Raw genomic sequence first — 16,818 nt, 5'->3', positions numbered from 1 at the left:
TGTGAGCTTCAGAGAAGCGGGTTGATGTTGTCGTCCAGGCCCAGACCGCCCAGCGTGATCCCACTACCGACCACCGACAGTCGGGTGGCTGCCTTGGAAATCTTGTTGAGGGAATGGGCGTCGAACTGACCGTGCAGCGCCGAAGTGCCCCATTTGACGGACTTGAGATCGGACGCCACTCCAGGGTCCGCGATGGAGAAGGACTTCCCGAGCCCCTTGAAGGCGCTTCTGCCTCCGCGAGCCGCGAGTTCGTTCTTCGCCAAGCCGAAGTTTCCGCTGCCGGGCTTGAGAGCCTTGAGGTTCTGACCCCAGGAAGCCTTGGAGAACGGCTCGATGAAGGGCTCCTTGAGCGACTTCCACACATCGCCCTTGCCGAGTTTGAAGGACTTTCCGGAAATCCTCCGGAGGTTCTTGTTCGCACGACTCACCTGCCGGACGGTCCTCGCCGCACCGGCCCTGCCCAGCCTGCCGAGTGCCCCCTCGGCGAACTTGCCGGCAATCCTGGTGAAGCCCTTGCCGACGCCCATCATGAGGAACCCGAGCGCGGCGACCCCCAGGTCCATCCACTCGGCGTTCCCCTGGAGAACCTGGATGAAGGCAGCCACGAAATTGATCAGCGTGGCGATCATGGCGATGGCACCCAGGACTCCCGCCAGCGCCTGCCCGATCACCGGAATCCATCCGACGACGAGCGAGAGAATTCCGCACACCGTGGCGATGAGCGACACGACTTTGGCGACCTTGTCGACCAGAGTCTCCCAGAAGCCGTCCCTCAGGGAGTCGTGGCTGATGATGTCGTCGATGGCTTCGCGGGCCCGTTTGGCCGCGTCGTCCCGGATCCTCCTGGCCGCGTCGACCTTCTCGCGGGCCGTGTCGATCTCGCCACCCGCGGCGTCACGCTTGTCCTCGAGGTCCTTGCGGTCCTTGTCGGCGTCTTCCTTCTTCTTGTCCTTGTCGGACAGGCCGTCCAGCTTCTTCTGAGCGGCCCCTTTGCGTTCGTCGGCGTCCTGGGCGTCCTTCAGTGCCGCATCGGCGATCTCCTGGGCACGGTTCAGATCGGATGCGTAATCGTGGGGCCTGGCGTGAAGTTTGTCCTGATATCCTCCTCCGACCTCGACGACTTCGGAACCGATCGCCGTGGCCGCCGTGTCGTATCGCCCGAAGGCGGCTTCGAGCTTCTTGACGTTGCCTTTGGCCTTCTCCCGGAACTCCCTGCCGGACTTGTTGTCCCAGGCGTCGACATCGACGACCGCCTTGAGGTTGCGGATCTGCCGGTCAAGTTCCTCGGCGGTCTTGCGCAATTGCCTTCCAAGAGCGGCCATGCGGTCCGGATCACCCGGGACGGGATCGCTGTCGGCGACCGGATGCCAGTCGCGGGGCCGTCCCGCCATCGTCACTTCCCCTTCTTCTTGGGGTCCTGGGCGCCACGGACGGCCTCAGCCAGTTGATGATCGATGTCTTCGTACGCCTTCGCGGCGGCTTTGGCGATCTGCGCAAGGGCATCGATCTCGCCGGCCAGCTTCTCGCGGCTGATCTTCCAGTTCTCCGCGAAGTCGCCGAACTTGTCCGCGAGGTCACTGCTGCCGAAGTCGTCCTCGTATTTTTCGCTCAGCCTTCCGAGACCCTCGAAGGCTTTCTTGACGCCGCTGAGGCCCGTTCCCATTTCCCTGATCGCATCGAGATCAAGCCGAGTGCGATCGCTTCCGTCACCCATGACGTCCCCCATGCCCCAACTCGCCGCAGGGAAAAGTCCCGTGGCTCCTGATGCGGACGGTGCGACCGTCCGCACCGGGCAAGCATCTCACTTAAAGTGCCTACTCAAGCACACCCAGTCACCCATGGGGTGGGTGCCAAGGGGCTCTACCGGCCAATGGGGCCCCGTCGCTGCGGGACGGGGCGCTCAGGGGCGTCGGGGTAGAACTTCCGGGACGAGGCGTACATCCCGTAGTAGGGATACAGGCGCGGTACATCGGCACCGCCTTGACGGGCGACCACGACGATCTTGCGATAGAGGCGGGCCCTGCATCGCACGTTCCTGTCGGTCGGATCGAGCAGGCTTCGGCGCCGCGCCAGGTAGGTCCCCACCGAAGAGACGCAGACGATCAGCACGTCGACGACGACGAAAGCGATCTGGAACCGGCGGGACCCACCGGATGCGACCAGGTCCCAGAAAGGCCACGCCCCGAACACGAACACGAAGAGCGGAATCGCGGCGAGACAGCCGAGAACACCAGCCTTCTCCGTGTCCTGGCGCCGCTGGAAAAGCATCCAGTGGACGGCCCGGTCATCCAGGAAGTCGAAGCGCACCTCTCGCCCGAACCGCTCCGCCGCCGCCTTGGCGGCGGGAACGGCGGCGATGACTTCCGAAGGAACCATGTCGTGCACGGTTCCCTGGTCGTCGACGAACTGTCCCGGATCGAGGGCGTGATAGTCACCCACGTCGTTCTCTCCATGTTCAGAAGGCGCCGGTGCAGCGTGTAACGAGGCCGGGCGGCGTCGGCGGGGAGTTCCGGACGGACCCTGAGGTCCGGGGCTCACGTCCGGTGCTGGGGGGCGGACCGGACATCACCCCGTTCACGGCAGCCGGTTCCCGGGGATCACATGATCCAGCGCAGGGACTCTGCTATCGAGGTGCACAGGCGTTCCATGGGGCCGGTGACACCGGTGACGGGTACGACGAAGCCGAGTGCCAGATAGCCCGCCGTTCCGGGCATGTGGACGTACAGGTCCAGGGTGGTCCGGGAGCGGATCCGGACCGCCTCACCAGCCGGAAGGGCGACGATCGACACCTCGGCACCGCGTCCGCTCCGGTGCTCCCTCTCCTCGAACAGGGCCAGGAGGTCCCCGGGCGTCGGAGCGCCCGGCCTGGGGATCAGCGACACGACGAGCGAGACGGGCATGATGCTGCCGTCGTGCAGCTCCGGCCGCAGGAAGAACTCCAGCGCACCGTTCGCGACGGCGGACTCGGCAGTGTTGCGAAGGCCGGCCCATGCCTCCTGCTTGACCTCCGCCGGGCAGTTCTTGCCCTCCGCCTGAAGGTCCACGAACGTCTTGAGCTGCTTGCGCCACCGGTCCTGGACCAGGTCGATCCTGAACCACTCGCGCGGAACGAGCAGCCGGTAGTCCTTGGGACGCGCCGATACGTCCGGTCCGGTCGTCATCCCGGCATCACGACGGGCTCGCCCTCGGCATCGAACAGGCGCACGCTCTTCACGACTCCGGCGAACATGGACGAGAACACGTCCCACCCTTCGGGCGTCGGGGTTCCCATCTCCATGACCACGGCGGTCCCGTTAGCCAGCGGAACCTGGACCTGGATGAAGGACGTCCGGACCGTCTCGTCCTGGCCCGACTCCGTGAGGCTGCCGTCCAGGCTTCCCCTCCGGTCTCCGATGCAGCAGACGGCGGGGCCACACGGCAGTTCTATCTCGCTGACCTGCCCGATGCCGAGGTGCCGCATCGAGGTCCCCATGAATCCGACCGGGTTCGATCCCGCCCGGGCGTCGAGGTCGATCATGCTCACCGTCACCGTGGCCGTACACCGTGTGCCCTCCACCTCGGTGAGGACGAATCCCGCGTACTGAACTCCGGCTTCCACGAAGGAGTCGTAGTGAGCCGCGCACATGACGGCCCACTGGAGCTGCACGTCGAAGTCGGCCTCCGGCATCACACCGCGGGCGAGTTCCATCAGTTGGTCCGCGGTCTCGTCCAGGTCCTCCGCGTCCAGGGGGATCTCGAAGAAGCCCTCGGGCATGATCCAGCGGACGTCGATGCCGTTCTCACCTGCCGGGCCCCGGAGTCGGCCCTCGGCCGATATCGCGGTCATGACTGTTCTTCTCCATCGGGAAGGCCCGCTTCCTCCGCGCCCGGACGGTACGTGGCGGCGAAAGGATACGGACCGTAGTGCGGATAGTGCGCGGGGACGTCCGCTCCCTCTTCGCGGGCGATGTGTGCCACCGCACGGTACCTATGAGCCCGGGCCCGGAGATTCTGCCGGACCGGGTCGCCCCAATGAACCACCGCGGCCCGGATCCACAGACCCAGCAGGACCAGTACGACGACTGCGGCCGCGGTGAGATAGCCGAGCTGGGCCCTGCCCGACTCCCAGTACTGGGCCACGCCACCCCAGTACACGGCCGCCCCGAAGCCGATGAGCGCGAGCGGAACCCCGGTCCTGAAGCCGGCGCTGAACATCTCCTGTTCGTCCTGGTGCCGGAGCCGCAGCATCCGGAGCACCGCCTCGTCGTCCAGGAAGTCGAAGCCGACCTCGCGGCCCGCCTCTTCGGCCAGGCTCCGCGCCCCGGGAACCGCGGCGATCACCGTGCCGGGCACCAGCCGGGCCGGCTCCCCGCCCCTGCGGCCGATGAACTCCCATTCTCCGAGTTCGCTCGTGTCACTCATCAGTTCCCTGCTCCTCTCAGGCTGTGTCGCCGCGGACGCCGGCTAGGCGGCCAGCGCGGCGTGGAAGGGCTTCGGCGAGGGACCGGGAGAGGGCCTCGGCGTGGGCACCGGAGTCGGTGCGGGCTTCGGGGGCTGGTATCCGGTGGTCCCGCCGTTCTCACCGCTGAACATCCGGTGAAGGGCACTCGCGAGGCCCGTCCCCTTGATGGCGGCCGTGATCTCCTTGCCGCCTATGGGCACGAACTTCTCCGGAAGGCCGGAAACACCGAGCTTCTGACCCAGCTTCAGCCCGCCCGCCAGCGTCTTGTTGGTCAGGGTCACACTCACGCCGTTGAGGAAGTTGTGGCCGATCCCGTCCACGGCGGCGAGACCCCTGAAGGACCCGAAAGTGCCGAGTTTCCCGAACGCCCGCAGTTTCGCCACGCCCTTGAGGCCGACCAGGGCCCGGAAACCCTTGAGGGCCCCCAGTCCGGGAAGGATGCCCAGGGTGTCGGTGCCCAGCTTCAGCCAGTCGACCTTGCCGCCGCGCACGGACATGTCGTACGCGTGACCGGCCAGCGCCGCGGCACTGGAGAGGACCGCGAGAGTGGCGAAAATGGGTACGAGGAACTGCAGCGGCGGAACGAACGCGCAGACCACCGCCAGCACCGAGAGAATGGCCGAGAGGTTGGAGAACGTGTCCGCCCAGTCGGCGAGCCAGTTCATGAAGCCGCCGGGGTCCCGGACGGCATCGTGGTGCACGACGTCCTTGATGTGCCGGGCGGCGCGGTCTCCGGCATCGTCGAAAATGTCCCTGGCGTCCTTGACCTCCTTGCGGGCCTGGCCGATCCGGTGCAGCGCCTCGTTCTGCTTCTTCTTCCAGCGTTCGTATTCGGGCCTGTCCGCCTCGGGGATCTCGCTGACGAGGTGCTTGTCCGTGAATTTCTTCACCTCCCGCTCCGCCATGTCGTGATCGTCCTTGGCCTCCCGGTAGTCCGCCAGCGCCTTGTCGGCTTTCCGCTGTGCGCGGTGCAGCTCTCCGGCGAACTCCTTCGACTCTCCGTCCACGACGTCCTCGCCGAGCGCTTTCGCCGCTTCGTCGTACCGCTCGAACGCCTTCTGCAGCCGGTCGCCCGCGCCGTCGGCCACTTCGTTGAAGGCTCGCCCCGCGTCGCTGTCCCATCCCTCCACGGACGACAACGCCTTGATGACCCGGGCCTGTTCGTCGATCATCTCGGCCGTCTTGCGCAACTTGCGCCCGAGTGCCGCCACTTCGTGAGGGTCACCGGGTGTCGGGTCCTCGTCCCACAGGGGCGGCCAGTCACTCGATCGCCTGCTCACTGCTTGCCCTTCCCCTTCGCCCCCGAAATGGCTTTCGCCAACTCGTGGTCTATCTCCTCGTACTTCTGCGCCGCGACCGATGTCGCTTCGGAGAGCTTCTTTATTTCCTTCATGAGGTTCTTGCGCGTCTTCTTCCAGGTGTCGCCGAAGTCGCCGAAGGCGTCCTTCAATCCACCATGGCCGAGTGCGTCGTCGTAACCGTCCGCCGGATTGCCGTGCTGCTCGAACTCACGGTGAATCTTGCCCAGCGATCGCGAGCATTCCTTGATCAGGCCCAGGTCGTAAGCGGTCCTGTCACCCATTGACGAATTCCCCCATCGTGAACATGAGACACTGCTGCGATACTTCGCCCCGCAGGCAGCGAGGAAGGTGGGACGCGTTGTCCAGGAGCAGCGACCGCTCAGCACGCAACCGCCTCGGCGTGGTACCGGACGCCGGTGCGTGGTGCGCGATAGGACGGATCCCGGAACCTCCCCGGGACGTGCACCAGGCCGCCGGCGGCGGCCCCTTGCGGCCGGCGTTCCTGCGGCCGCTCGGGCTGCTCGGCGCGGTACTCGTCGCGCCGTTCATGCCCATCGCCATGCTGTTCACCCTTCTCGCCTCCGGCGAGGAAGCCCTCAAGCGCCTCCTGTCGACGAAGGAGGAGCGCGCCCGCGCCCGCGCCGAGGACCTGGACATCGACAGGCGGGACAAGGCCATCGCCGAGCAGGGCCTCGACGCGACGTTCGACGGCGACTGGAACAAGGCCGCCGGCCAGTTCCTGCTGCGCTGGTACAGCCATTCCTCCCACCACCAACGTTTCGTCGTGCTGACAGAGGGCCGCATCGTGCTGGCCGCCCCGCCCAAGCGCGTGTCCGTCCGGAGAGAGGACCGCATGCGCGTCGTCGCCGAGATCCCGGCGGGTGCCGCGGTCGTCGAGGACCCCCTGCCCGCGCACGACAACCGGAAGCTCCGTATCCGATTCACGGACGGCTCCTGGCTGATGCTGACCACGGAGGAGCAGCGCAGCGAAGTCCACATGCACCTGATGCGGCAGCCGCGGGCCGATCGTTCCGGCGTCTCCGACGTCTGAAACGACGGTGCGACGGGGCACGGCATGTGCCCCATCGCACTCGAGCGGCACGCGGGCCGGGAACGGCCCTAGCCCTTGACCCCCTTGGCCAGCTGGTCGTCCAGGTCCTCGTACGCCTTCGCCGCGTCCTCGAGGAACTTGGCCATCCCCTTGAGGCCTTCGAGGGTGTCCTTCATGCCCTTGGTGAACTCCTTGAAGGAGTCGTCGAAGGCCTGGGAGCCCTTGGCCGTCGTGTAGCCGTCGGCGACGAGGCCGTCGATGTAGCTGTCGAGGCCGTGGAGCTTGTCCTCCATCTTCTCCTTCTCGTGGCCGAGTCGCTTCGCAGCGTGCCGCATCTTCTCGTAAGTGATGTCCGCGTCTTTGCCGCCGGCCATGTGGCGTCCTCCATGCTTCAACTCGCCGCAGGGCCAACCCCCGTGGCTCCTGATGCGGATGGTGCGATCGTCCGCGTCGAGCAAGCAGCTTAACTACGGCGCTTGCAGCAGCACACCCCGGTTGTGTCACGAGCGCGCACCAAGCCCGGTTCCCGGGCGGGGTCTTCGTGGTTCCCCCACACGGGCCGTTGCCTGCGGGAAGCGGTGAGCGGCTATGGTCGGGAGCACTGTGGCCGGCGTTCCGGAAGCGGCCATCGGTGTCTGGGGGAGGACGAGCGTGCGGTTGACTCTGACCGTCGTCGACCCGCTCGGCGGCGCCACCGCCGACGTGGTTCTCGACGCGGATCCCGAGTCCTCGGTGGGGGACATCACCAAAGAGCTCGCGGAACACGTAGGTTACGGCGGCGGTGCGCAGATCATCCCCATCGGGCAGCACCAGGGAGCCGCGGGCACCGGCGCGCCGGTCGCGTACGTCGACGGGTATCCCGTCGATCCCGCCGCGACCATCGCCACCTCGCCGCTGCGCGAGGGCGCCGTCGTGAGCCTGCACGACCCGGCCGGATGCCTGCCCGGCGAGCCGACCGGACTGGTCGAACTGCGGGTGGCGGGCGGCCCGGCGGCCGGTGCCGTGCACCGGCTCGGGATCGGCCGGTACGACATCGGCGCCGGGGCCGCGTCGTACGTGCGCGTCGACGATCCCGAACTTCCGCAAAGGGCGCTGACGTTGTCAGTTGCAACGGACGGGACGTGCGGTGTCGCCGTGCACGGGGAGAAGGAGGGCGTCACCCTCGACGGCGAGCCCTTCGAGGAGCGCGAGGGTGACGACTGGCCCCTCGGAGCCCAGATCGCGGTCGGCAACTCCCTTTTCCAGCTGGAGCGTTACGCCCAGCCCGACGCCGCGCTCAAGTGGTCGGACGACGGTGCCGGTCTCGACTACAACCGGCCGCCGCGGCTGCGTCCGCCGGAGCGCGAGACGAAGTTCCGGCTGCCGAGTCCCGTACGGGACTACGAGGCCCGGCCGCTGCCCTGGCTGATGGCGCTGACGCCGCTCGTCAGCGCCGTCGTCATGGTGCTGGTCTTCGGGCGCTGGTACTACATGATCATGGCGCTGCTGAGCCCGCTCATCATGCTCGGCAACTACCTCATGGACAAGAAGCAGGGCCGCAAGTCCCACGCCAAGCAGGTCAAGGAGTACAACGAGCACAAGGCGCGGATCGAGAAGGACGCCAAGGAGGCGCTGGTCGCCGAACGGCTCGACCGGCGCCGGGCGGTCCCCGACCCGGCGACCGTGCTGTCCCTGGGCACCGGACCGCGCACCCGGCTGTGGGAGCGGCGCCGCACGGACGCCGACCACCTGCTGCTGCGCGTCGGCACCGGACGGCTGCCGTCCGAGGTCGTGCTCGACGATCCCGAGCAGGACGACCACAAGCGCCAGGTCACCTGGACCATCGAGGACACGCCGGTCGCCCTCCCGCTGGCCGAGCGCGGTGTCGTCGGCATCGCCGGACCCGGTGACTCGGCCCGGGCCCTCGGCCGTTGGGCCGTCGCGCAGACCGCGGCGCTGCACAGCCCGCTGGACGTCCAGTTCTACGTCCTGACGGAGAACGGCGGCCAGGACAGCTGGGACTGGGTGCGCTGGCTGCCGCACAGCAGGCCCGCCGGCGCCCAGGACGCCAACGTCCTCATCGGCACGGACGCCGAGACCGTCGGCGCCCGCATCGGTGAGCTGACCCAGCTCCTCGACGCCCGCCAGAAGGCCGCCCGGCAGAACGGCAACAAGGCCTCGTTCGGCGATCCGGACATCGTCGTCGTCTGGGACGGGTCCCGGCGGCTGCGGTCCATGCCGGGGGTGGTGCGGCTGCTGCGCGAGGGCCCGGCCATGTCCGTGTACGCGATCTGCCTGGACGCCGAGGAACGGTTCCTGCCCGGCGAGTGCCAGGCCGTCGTCGTCGCGGAGCCCCGGCCCGAGGAGCACGCGGACGAGCGGCGGCCCGCCGCGGCCGCGCCCGCCGTCCCCGGCGGCTTCCCCTCCTTCCACGCCTGGCACGCGGCCGGGACCGACGACTCCGCCACGGAGGCGCCGAAGGCGCTCGAACTGCGGCTGCGCGTCCAGCAGACGGGCATCGCCCGCGTACAGGACGTACGGCCCGACTTCGTGTCGGCCGCCTGGTGCTCCCGGCTCGCGCGTGCCCTGTCCGCGCTGCGCGACATCAGCGGCGAGACCGAGGACTCGGCCCTCCCCGGTGCCAGCCGGCTGCTCGACGTGCTCCAGCTGGAGCCGCCGACCGGGGACGCGATCGGCGCGCGCTGGCGCCTGGGCGGGCAGTCGACGACGGCCGTCATCGGCGAGTCGTACGACGGCCCGTTCGGCATCGACATGCGGCGCGACGGCCCGCACGGCCTGATCGCCGGTACGACGGGCTCCGGGAAGTCGGAGCTGCTCCAGACCATCGTGGCGTCGCTGGCCGTCGCCAACACCCCCGAGAACATGACCTTCGTCCTCGTCGACTACAAGGGCGGCTCGGCGTTCAAGGACTGCGTCCAACTCCCGCACACCGTCGGCATGGTGACTGACCTCGACGCCCATCTCGTCGAGCGGGCGCTGGAATCGCTCGGCGCGGAGCTCAAGCGGCGCGAGCACATCCTGGCCGCCGCCGACGCCAAGGACATCGAGGACTACCAGGACCTCGTGCGCCGTGACCCCTCGCACGCGCCCGTGCCCCGGCTCCTCATCGTCATCGACGAGTTCGCCTCCATGGTGCGCGACCTGCCCGACTTCGTGACGGGGCTGGTCAACATCGCCCAGCGGGGCCGTTCGCTCGGCATCCACCTGCTGCTGGCCACCCAGCGGCCCAGCGGTGTCGTCTCGCCCGAGATCCGGGCCAACACCAACCTCCGGATAGCGCTGCGCGTCACCGACGGCGGCGAGTCGAGCGACGTCATCGACTCCCCCGAGGCCGGACACATCTCCAAGAGCACGCCCGGCCGCGCCTACGTCCGGCTCGGGCACGCCTCGCTCGTGCCGTTCCAGTCGGGACGCGTCGGCGGCCGCCGGCCCGGTGCCGCCGATCCGGCGGTGCTCGCGCCCTGGGCGGGGCAGCTCGGCTGGTCGGACCTCGGGCGGGCCGCGCTGGTCAAGCCGAAGGCCGAGCAGCGCGAGGAGGAGGAGATCACCGACCTCAAGGTGCTGGTCGACGCCGTGCGCGAGGCGAACCGGGCCCTCGGCATCCCGCCCCAGCACAGCCCCTGGCTGCCCGCCCTCTCCGAGACGCTGCTGCTCGACGAGATCACCGTGCCCGCGTTCTCCGGCGGTCCGGGCAAGCTGCCACCCGCCCCGTACGGCGTCGCGGACCTGCCCGCCGACCAGGCCCGCCGGCCCGTCGTGGTGGACTTCGCCTCCTTCGGGCACCTGCTCGTCGGCGGCGCCCCCCGCAGCGGACGCTCCCAGATCCTGCGGACGATCGCGGGTTCGCTGGCCCGTACCCACTCCGCGGCCGACGTCCACCTCTACGGCATCGACTGCGGCAACGGCGCGCTCAACGCGCTGACCCGGCTGCCGCACTGCGGCGCGGTCGTCGGCCGCAACCAGACCGAGCGCGCGGTCCGTCTCATCACCCGCCTCAAAGGTGAACTGACCCGCAGACAAGACCTGTTGGCGGACAAGGGCTTCGCGGACATCGGCGAGCAGCGGGCCGCGTCGGCGGAGGACGAGCGGCTCCCGCACATCGTGGTGCTGCTCGACCGGTGGGAGGGCTGGCTGCCGACGCTCGGCGAGTACGACCACGGCGACCTGACCGACCAGCTCACCGCGATGATGCGCGAGGGCGCGAGCGTCGGACTGCACCTGGTGATGACGGGTGACCGCCAGATCCTCTCCACCCGGATCGGCTCGCTCACCGAGGACAAGTACGCCCTGCGGCTCGCCGACCGCTCCGACTTCTCGTTGATCGGCGTCAACGCGCGCAAGGTCCCCGAGGAGATCCCGCCCGGCCGCGGCTACCGCAACGAGCACGGCACCGAGACCCAGTTCGCCCTGCTCACGGAGGACTCCACCGGCCAGGGCCAGGCCGCGGCGCTCACGGCGATCGGCGAGGCCGCCGCGGTACGGGACGCCGGACTGCCGCGCGCGCGGCGCCCGTTCAGGGTCGACGTGCTGCCCACCCGGATCGGCTTCGCCGAGGCGTGGGAGATGCGCGACCCGGAGGCCTCCCGCTCCCGGCTGTGGAGCCTGGTGGGCATCGGCGGCGACGACGTCATGGGCTTCGGCCCCGACCTCTCCCGGGGCGTGCCGACGTTCGTCGTCGCGGGCCCCGCCAAGTCCGGGCGCAGTACGACGCTGATGAACATGGCGCGCTCGTACCTGGCCCAGGGCGTACGTCTGGTCGTCGCGGCGCCGCGTCCGTCGCCGCTGCGTGAACTGGACGGCGAGGAAGGCGTGTTGAAGGTCTTCGACGAGGACGACATCGAGAGCGACGACCTGCGCGAGGCCATCGACTCCGCGACGCCCGAGGAGCCGGTCGTGGTGCTGGTCGACGACGGCGAGGTCCTGGAGGACTGCGACGCCGGGACGGTCTTCAAGCGGATCGTGCAGCGCGGCGCCGAACGGGGTCTCGGTCTGGTCATCGCCGGTGACGAGGAGGACGTGTGCAGCGGGTTCTCCGGCTGGCAGGTCGAGATGAAGAAGGGCCGCCGCGGCATCCTGCTGTGTCCGCAGGACTCCTCCGCGGGCGAGCTGATCGGCATCCGCACGAACCGCAGCATGGTCGGCGGCCCGGTCGCCCCCGGCAAGGGCCTGCTGCACCTCGGCGACGGGGAGCCGCTGACGGTGACGACGCCGATGTGAGCCGCGGGCCGGGCCACGGTCGGACACACCGCAGGAAGGGCAAGAGGACGAGGGGGAGCGGCCGGTGAGCGGATCGGCGAAGCCCAAGCGGCGGAAGGCCGCCGGGGCGGCCCTGCGCTACGAGCACGTGCGGCGGCGGCCGTCCGCGTGGGCGCAGGCGAGGGAGAAGGCGTCCCGGGGGGAGGCGTCCGGTGGCTGCCTGATCCTTCTGGCCGCCATGGCCGCAGCCGTCGGGTTCACGTTCATGGTCATGACCTGGGGATCCGAACTCTGGGGCGACACGGCCCCCGCCTGGCCCGGCAACGGCTACGGCTTCGCGGCCGCCGTCGGGGCTGCACTGCCCCTCGGACTGGCCACGGTGATCGTGACACTCGACAGGATGAAGTGGAGGACGAGCCCGCTCCGCTCGCTCGGCTGGGTGCTCGCCTCGCTGCCCGGAGTCGCCGCCTGCTTCCTGTGGGCCGTGGTCGTGTTCGCCACCTTCCGCCCCAGGCACCACCGCGACTGGGGCTCCGCGTGCCACAGCAGGGGCAACCCCTGCTGGGTCCACGTCGAGTACCCGTATGTCTGGGCCGTCGGCCTGCTCTCGACGGTGCTCGTCGCCGCCGCGCTGATCACCGTGCTCGTCAGGATCGCGAACGCCCACGAGAAGACCCCGTCCGCCTGAGCCCCGTGCCTCCCGCCCCCCGCTCCGAGCCCGCCCCCGGGGCCGGCGTCCGGCGGCCCGCCGACACCTCCGCCGCCCCGTGTGACGCGGATCACGGGAACCCGGGGTGCACGGATCGACAGTCAACGAGGGTGAGCACTGACATGCGTACCCGGATACGGGCCGGGGATCCGAGCGCGTTCGCCGAGCTGTACGACAGCTACGCACGCGCCGTGTACAACCACGCCTTCCGCCTCACCGCCGACTGGACCGCGGCGGAGGACGTGATGGCCGAGACCTTCATGGAGGCGTGGCGGCTGCGTGACCGGGTCAGCGCCGAAGGCGGCAGCCTGCGGCCGTGGCTGCTGGGCGTGGCGGTCAACGTCGCCCGTGGCCACCACCGCAGCAACCGGCGCTACCGGGCCGCGGCGAACGCCGCCGCGGAGGCCGAGACGGCGCTGCCCGACCACGCCGACGAGGTGGCGGGCCGGCTCGACGACCGACGGCGCATCGCCGCCGCCCTGCGCGCGCTCGCCGCGCTGCGCAGACCCGAGCGCGAGGTCCTGACGCTGTGCCTCTGGGAGGGGCTGGAGTACACGGCCGCGGCCGAGGCGCTCGGCATCGCCGTCGGGACGGTGCGCTCACGTCTCTCCCGCGCACGCGCCAAACTGCGCAAACTCACCGAGGCCGAACTCGGCGGCCGGACTGCCGCCCGGGCGGCGCCGGTCCCGTACCCGGACCACCGCGCCGAAGGACGCACGGGAAAACCCGTACGAGGAAATCGGGAACTCGGCCGGCCGGATCGACAGACAAGAGGAGAACACATCCACTCGATCCGGCCCGTATCGGAAGGAAATCGATGAAAGCGACCCAGTCCCGGCAGAATCCGGCCGAGTGGGAGGAGAGCGCGCCTCTCCTCCCGAAGACTGCGCGCGATCTCCCGGCGGGCCGTCACCAGTTCCACAAGGAGCGTTTGATGGCCCACATCCAGCAGGACACCCGGCGGGACGCGAGCACCACGAAGGCCGCCCCCGCCCAGCCGAAGTCCCGAGGGTTCCGCCTGCTGCGCCCGGCGTTCGCGCTGCCCGCGATGGCGCTGGCCGGCGCGGTCGTCGCCGGGACGCTGCTGGTCGACAACGGCGTGCACGGCGGTGGCGCCGCCGGACCCGGCACCGAACTCGCCACCGGACCCGCGATGATCGTCCCCGTCGGCGCCACGACCACCAAGGGCCTTCCGCAGCTGATCGACCAGGTCTCACTGGCGGCGGCCGAGGAGACCCACCCCACGGTCGGGCCCGGCCAGTACGTCTACATCGAGTCCCAGACGTCCGACACCTTCGTGAAGACGGTCGGCGACGACAGCCGCCTCGCCAGCTACGCGCTGCACCGGCGCCAGGTCTGGCGGTCCGCCGACGGCACCAAGGGGTGGCTGATCGACGCGGCCTCCAACGAGAGCGCCGAGGGCGAGACGCTGAGCCTGCCCGACGAGCAGGGCAACACCCCCGAGGCCACCCTGAACAGCCCGTCGTACGACTCCCTGACCCGGCTGACCACCGACCCCGACGAGCTGCTGAAGCTGATCTACAAGGAGACCGCGGGACAGGGCAACACCCCCGACCAGGAGGCGTTCACCACGATCGGTGACCTGCTCGGCGAGAGCTACCCGCCCGCGGAGCTCTACCCGGCCCTGTTCAAGGCCGCCGCGAAGATCCCGGGCGTGGTCGTGGTGAACGACGCCAAGGACGCGCTCGGCCGCTCGGGCGTCGCGGTGGCGCGGCTGGACGAGACCGGCGGCGAACGCGAGGAGTGGATCTTCGACAAGAAGACCCACGTCTTCCTCGGCGAGCGGACCGTGCAGGTCAAGCCGGTCACCCAGGACGGGGTCGCCTTCAAGCCCGGCACCGTCCGCAACACCAGCGCCATCACCAGGCGCGCGATCGTCGACGGCATGAAGCAGACCCCCGGGCAGAAGGGCTGAGGTCCCGCCGCCCCAGGCTGAGACGCACCGCTGCTCACCGGCCCCGTGGCCGCCGTCCCAGGAGGACGGCGGCCACCGTGCCGTGCGGGCCCCGGCGGGCGAGGCACGGCGTCGGCACGGCACCGGCACCGGCACCGGCAGCGCACGGCAACTACCGGGGTTCTCCGGGGACTTCCGGCGCAGGACCTAGCCCACCTTGTTCATCCGGGCCACCGGATCCCCCGCCTCGGCGTTGTCCGTCTCGTAGGTGAGGTCGCTGCCGACGGGAGTCAGCCGGACCTCGTGCCGTCCCTTGGTGCAGACGTCACGGTTGGACTCCGAGGCCACGCTCGTGGCGACGAGCTGTTTCTTCGTGACCTTCTTCAGCACGAGGACGTCGTCGCAGATGCCGCCGATCTGGTCGGTCTGCCGGAAGGTGCCCAGCTCCTGTCCCACGGCGGCCCGGTGGACGGTGACGCGGAAGGTGCCCATGGGGAGGGTGCCGCCGAGGCCGAGACCGTCGCCCTCCCAGGTGCCGAGATAGGAGGCCGGGACCGTCGACAGCTGCTCGTCGGGACCGGACGCGCTCGTCGTCGGAGCCGGTTCCGGGGCGGTCCCCGTGGAGCCCGGCTCCTCGGCGGTCGCGCTCGGTCCCGTGCGGGAGGCGCTCCGGCTCGCCGTGGCCGACGGGCGCCCGCCCGCCACGCTGCCCTCGCCCTTGTCGCCGCCCGGCAACAGGTCGAAGAGGAACGCGGATCCCACGGTCACCGCCGCCAGCGCGCCCGCGACTGCGAGCGCGACCGTGCAGCTCATCCTGCGGCCCCGGCCGCCCGCCCCGGGCGCGGAGGTCGCCGCCACGCTGACCGAGAGCCTGCCCGGCCGGTCGGACGTCCGCCGGTCCGGTGTCTCCTCGCGGTGCACGGCGTCCCGGGGTCCCGCGTCCGGGCCCGCGTCCTGCCCCGGTACGTACGCGGGCATCGTGGGCGGCGGCCCGAAGCCCGGCGGAGGCGGCCCGAAGCCGCCGCCCGGTCCCGGCGTCCCGGCCGTCCCCCCGGACACCGCCTCACCGAATCCGGAGCCGGACCCCGAGCCCGAGCCGGACCCCGAGCCCTGGACGGCCCGAGAGCCGGTCCCGGCTGCCTGCCCGACCTGGCCGGCCTGCCCGGCCTCGACCGAGGGGCTGCTGAAGCCCAACGGCCCCGAGGGCGCGGCCCCCGCGGCTCCCGTCGCGTCGAGGTTCAGCAGCTGTACGGCGCTTCGGCTCACCCGCTCGACCAGGGCGCCCGGCAGCCAGCCCGCCGCGACCAGCCGGGCGGCGCCCTGCGGTGCGAGCCGGAGGGCCACCTCGCCCGGAGCGGGCCGCGCCGAGGGCTCCTTGGCCAGGCAGTTCGCCACCAGCTCGCGCAACTCGCCTTCCAGGGAGTCGAGTCGGGGTTCTTCGTGCACCACTTTGTAGAGGAGGGAGGCGGAGGAGTCGCCGGGGAAGGGGGGTTCGCCGGTGGCCGCGTACGCGAGGACCGCGCCGAGCGAGAAGACGTCGGCCGCTCCCGTGACGCCCTTGCCGAGGATCTGCTCGGGGGACATGTAGCCGGGGGAGCCGACGGAGACCCCCGTCGAGGTCAGCGAGGCGGTGCCGTCCGTGGCCCGCGCGATGCCGAAGTCGATCAGGAGCGGGCCGTCCAGGGTGAGCAGCACGTTGGAGGGCTTGACGTCGCGGTGGACGAGGCCCAGCGCGTGGACCGCCGTGAGCGCCTCGGCCAGACCGGCGCCGAGGACGCGCGCGGAGTGGGGCGGGAGCGGTCCGCCGTCCGCCACGGCGGCCGTCAGGGAGGGGCCGGCCGCGTAACCGGTGGCGACCCAGGGGACCGGTGCCTCCGGGTCCGCGTCCAGGACGGGCGCCGTCCACGCGCCGCCGACCCGCCGCGCGGCCTCGACCTCGCGGCGGAAGCGGGCGCGGAACTCCTCGTCGAGCGCGAAGTGCGGATGCACGATCTTGACCGCGACCGTACGGCCGCCCGCGCTGCGTCCCAGGTACACGCGCCCCATGCCGCCGGAACCCAGCCGGCCGAGCAGCCGGTAGGGCCCCACGGCCGTGGGTTCGTCGGCTCCGAGCGGCTGCATGGCACTCACGGTTCCCCCTCCCCCGTACACACTGCCCAGCAGCGTAGTGCCGTGACCGCCCCTGGTCCCGGAACGGACGGGACC

Annotated in this window: 15 protein-coding genes; 5 read left to right on the top strand and 10 right to left on the bottom strand. The window is 70.4% G+C overall.

Features of this window, described 5'->3' with window-relative positions; all coding sequences use genetic code 11:
- Positions 1-8: 8 nt before the first annotated feature.
- The 8 genes from ACICHK_RS22955 to ACICHK_RS22920 form a co-directional block, all read right to left on the bottom strand.
- Positions 9-1,397 carry a hypothetical protein gene (locus ACICHK_RS22955; protein WP_406838370.1) on the bottom strand — a complete coding sequence of 463 codons (1,389 nt, stop codon included), beginning with the start codon at positions 1,395-1,397 and terminating at the stop codon, positions 9-11.
- Positions 1,394-1,714 carry a hypothetical protein gene (locus tag ACICHK_RS22950; RefSeq protein WP_406838369.1) on the bottom strand — a complete coding sequence of 107 codons (321 nt, stop codon included), beginning with the start codon at positions 1,712-1,714 and terminating at the stop codon, positions 1,394-1,396. Before ACICHK_RS22950 ends, ACICHK_RS22955 begins: the two co-directional genes overlap by 4 nt.
- 146 nt (positions 1,715-1,860) lie before the next feature.
- The gene (locus ACICHK_RS22945) at positions 1,861-2,439 is read right to left on the bottom strand and encodes a hypothetical protein (protein ID WP_151470701.1); all 579 of its coding nucleotides are present in this window, start codon (positions 2,437-2,439) and stop codon (positions 1,861-1,863) included.
- A 158-nt stretch (positions 2,440-2,597) separates the two neighbouring features.
- The gene (locus ACICHK_RS22940) at positions 2,598-3,161 is read right to left on the bottom strand and encodes a hypothetical protein (RefSeq protein WP_151470702.1); all 564 of its coding nucleotides are present in this window, start codon (positions 3,159-3,161) and stop codon (positions 2,598-2,600) included.
- Positions 3,158-3,826 carry a hypothetical protein gene (locus ACICHK_RS22935; protein WP_151470703.1) on the bottom strand — a complete coding sequence of 223 codons (669 nt, stop codon included), beginning with the start codon at positions 3,824-3,826 and terminating at the stop codon, positions 3,158-3,160. The genes ACICHK_RS22940 and ACICHK_RS22935 overlap by 4 nt, the downstream gene beginning before the upstream one ends.
- Positions 3,823-4,401 (bottom strand): hypothetical protein, encoded by a 579-nt coding sequence (locus ACICHK_RS22930; RefSeq protein ID WP_406838368.1) that lies wholly within the window; start codon positions 4,399-4,401, stop codon positions 3,823-3,825. Before ACICHK_RS22930 ends, ACICHK_RS22935 begins: the two co-directional genes overlap by 4 nt.
- A 42-nt stretch (positions 4,402-4,443) precedes the next feature.
- Complete coding sequence (locus tag ACICHK_RS22925) at positions 4,444-5,721, bottom strand: putative T7SS-secreted protein (protein ID WP_406838367.1); 1,278 nt, start codon at positions 5,719-5,721, stop codon at positions 4,444-4,446.
- Positions 5,718-6,023, bottom strand: coding sequence for a hypothetical protein (locus tag ACICHK_RS22920; protein ID WP_151470706.1), 306 nt, complete (start codon positions 6,021-6,023; stop codon positions 5,718-5,720). The genes ACICHK_RS22925 and ACICHK_RS22920 overlap by 4 nt, the downstream gene beginning before the upstream one ends.
- Before the next feature lie 77 nt (positions 6,024-6,100).
- On the opposite strand from ACICHK_RS22920, the gene ACICHK_RS22915 reads away from it, so the two are divergent.
- Positions 6,101-6,793: a hypothetical protein gene (locus ACICHK_RS22915; RefSeq protein WP_406838366.1), complete on the top strand. Its 693-nt coding sequence runs from the start codon at positions 6,101-6,103 to the stop codon at positions 6,791-6,793.
- 68 nt (positions 6,794-6,861) lie between these two features.
- On the opposite strand, the gene ACICHK_RS22910 is transcribed toward ACICHK_RS22915, so the two are convergent.
- On the bottom strand, positions 6,862-7,167 hold the full coding sequence (locus tag ACICHK_RS22910; protein ID WP_103548283.1) for a WXG100 family type VII secretion target: 306 nt from the start codon (positions 7,165-7,167) through the stop codon (positions 6,862-6,864).
- Between the two features lie 277 nt (positions 7,168-7,444).
- On the opposite strand from ACICHK_RS22910, the gene ACICHK_RS22905 reads away from it, so the two are divergent.
- From ACICHK_RS22905 to ACICHK_RS22890, 4 genes are all read left to right on the top strand, one after another.
- Positions 7,445-12,010 carry an FtsK/SpoIIIE domain-containing protein gene (locus ACICHK_RS22905; protein WP_406838365.1) on the top strand — a complete coding sequence of 1,522 codons (4,566 nt, stop codon included), beginning with the start codon at positions 7,445-7,447 and terminating at the stop codon, positions 12,008-12,010.
- Between the two features lie 64 nt (positions 12,011-12,074).
- Entirely contained in the window at positions 12,075-12,677 is a 603-nt protein-coding gene (locus tag ACICHK_RS22900; RefSeq protein ID WP_406838364.1) for a hypothetical protein, read from the top strand.
- A gap of 131 nt (positions 12,678-12,808) precedes the next feature.
- Positions 12,809-13,519, top strand: a complete 711-nt coding sequence (locus tag ACICHK_RS22895; RefSeq protein ID WP_406838363.1) for an RNA polymerase sigma factor — start codon at positions 12,809-12,811, stop codon at positions 13,517-13,519.
- The gene (locus ACICHK_RS22890; RefSeq protein WP_406838362.1) at positions 13,516-14,634 is read left to right on the top strand and encodes a CU044_5270 family protein; all 1,119 of its coding nucleotides are present in this window, start codon (positions 13,516-13,518) and stop codon (positions 14,632-14,634) included. The genes ACICHK_RS22895 and ACICHK_RS22890 overlap by 4 nt, the downstream gene beginning before the upstream one ends.
- A gap of 186 nt (positions 14,635-14,820) precedes the next feature.
- Here ACICHK_RS22890 and ACICHK_RS22885 read toward each other — a convergent pair whose 3' ends face one another.
- Complete coding sequence (locus tag ACICHK_RS22885; RefSeq protein ID WP_406841290.1) at positions 14,821-16,734, bottom strand: serine/threonine-protein kinase; 1,914 nt, start codon at positions 16,732-16,734, stop codon at positions 14,821-14,823.
- Positions 16,735-16,818 lie beyond the last annotated feature (84 nt).

Source organism: Streptomyces sp. AHU1 (genome assembly GCF_045343905.1).
In the GTDB taxonomy this organism is placed as follows: Bacteria; Actinomycetota; Actinomycetes; order Streptomycetales; family Streptomycetaceae; genus Streptomyces; species Streptomyces triticiradicis.
Note: the sequence above shows the minus strand (reverse complement) of the source record. Positions and strands in the feature narration are given on the sequence as shown.

What these genes read in the sequence shown, in the direction of transcription:
- ACICHK_RS22950 (WP_406838369.1), bottom strand. Translation starts at nt 1,714, where the DNA reads ATGGGTGACGGAAGCGATCGCACTCGGCTTGATCTCGATGCGATCAGG.
- ACICHK_RS22940 (WP_151470702.1), bottom strand. Translation starts at nt 3,161, where the DNA reads ATGACGACCGGACCGGACGTATCGGCGCGTCCCAAGGACTACCGGCTG.
- ACICHK_RS22935 (WP_151470703.1), bottom strand. Translation starts at nt 3,826, where the DNA reads ATGACCGCGATATCGGCCGAGGGCCGACTCCGGGGCCCGGCAGGTGAG.
- ACICHK_RS22930 (WP_406838368.1), bottom strand. Translation starts at nt 4,401, where the DNA reads ATGAGTGACACGAGCGAACTCGGAGAATGGGAGTTCATCGGCCGCAGG.
- ACICHK_RS22920 (WP_151470706.1), bottom strand. Translation starts at nt 6,023, where the DNA reads ATGGGTGACAGGACCGCTTACGACCTGGGCCTGATCAAGGAATGCTCG.
- ACICHK_RS22910 (WP_103548283.1), bottom strand. Translation starts at nt 7,167, where the DNA reads ATGGCCGGCGGCAAAGACGCGGACATCACTTACGAGAAGATGCGGCAC.
- ACICHK_RS22890 (WP_406838362.1), top strand. Translation starts at nt 13,516, where the DNA reads ATGAAAGCGACCCAGTCCCGGCAGAATCCGGCCGAGTGGGAGGAGAGC.
- ACICHK_RS22885 (WP_406841290.1), bottom strand. Translation starts at nt 16,734, where the DNA reads ATGCAGCCGCTCGGAGCCGACGAACCCACGGCCGTGGGGCCCTACCGG.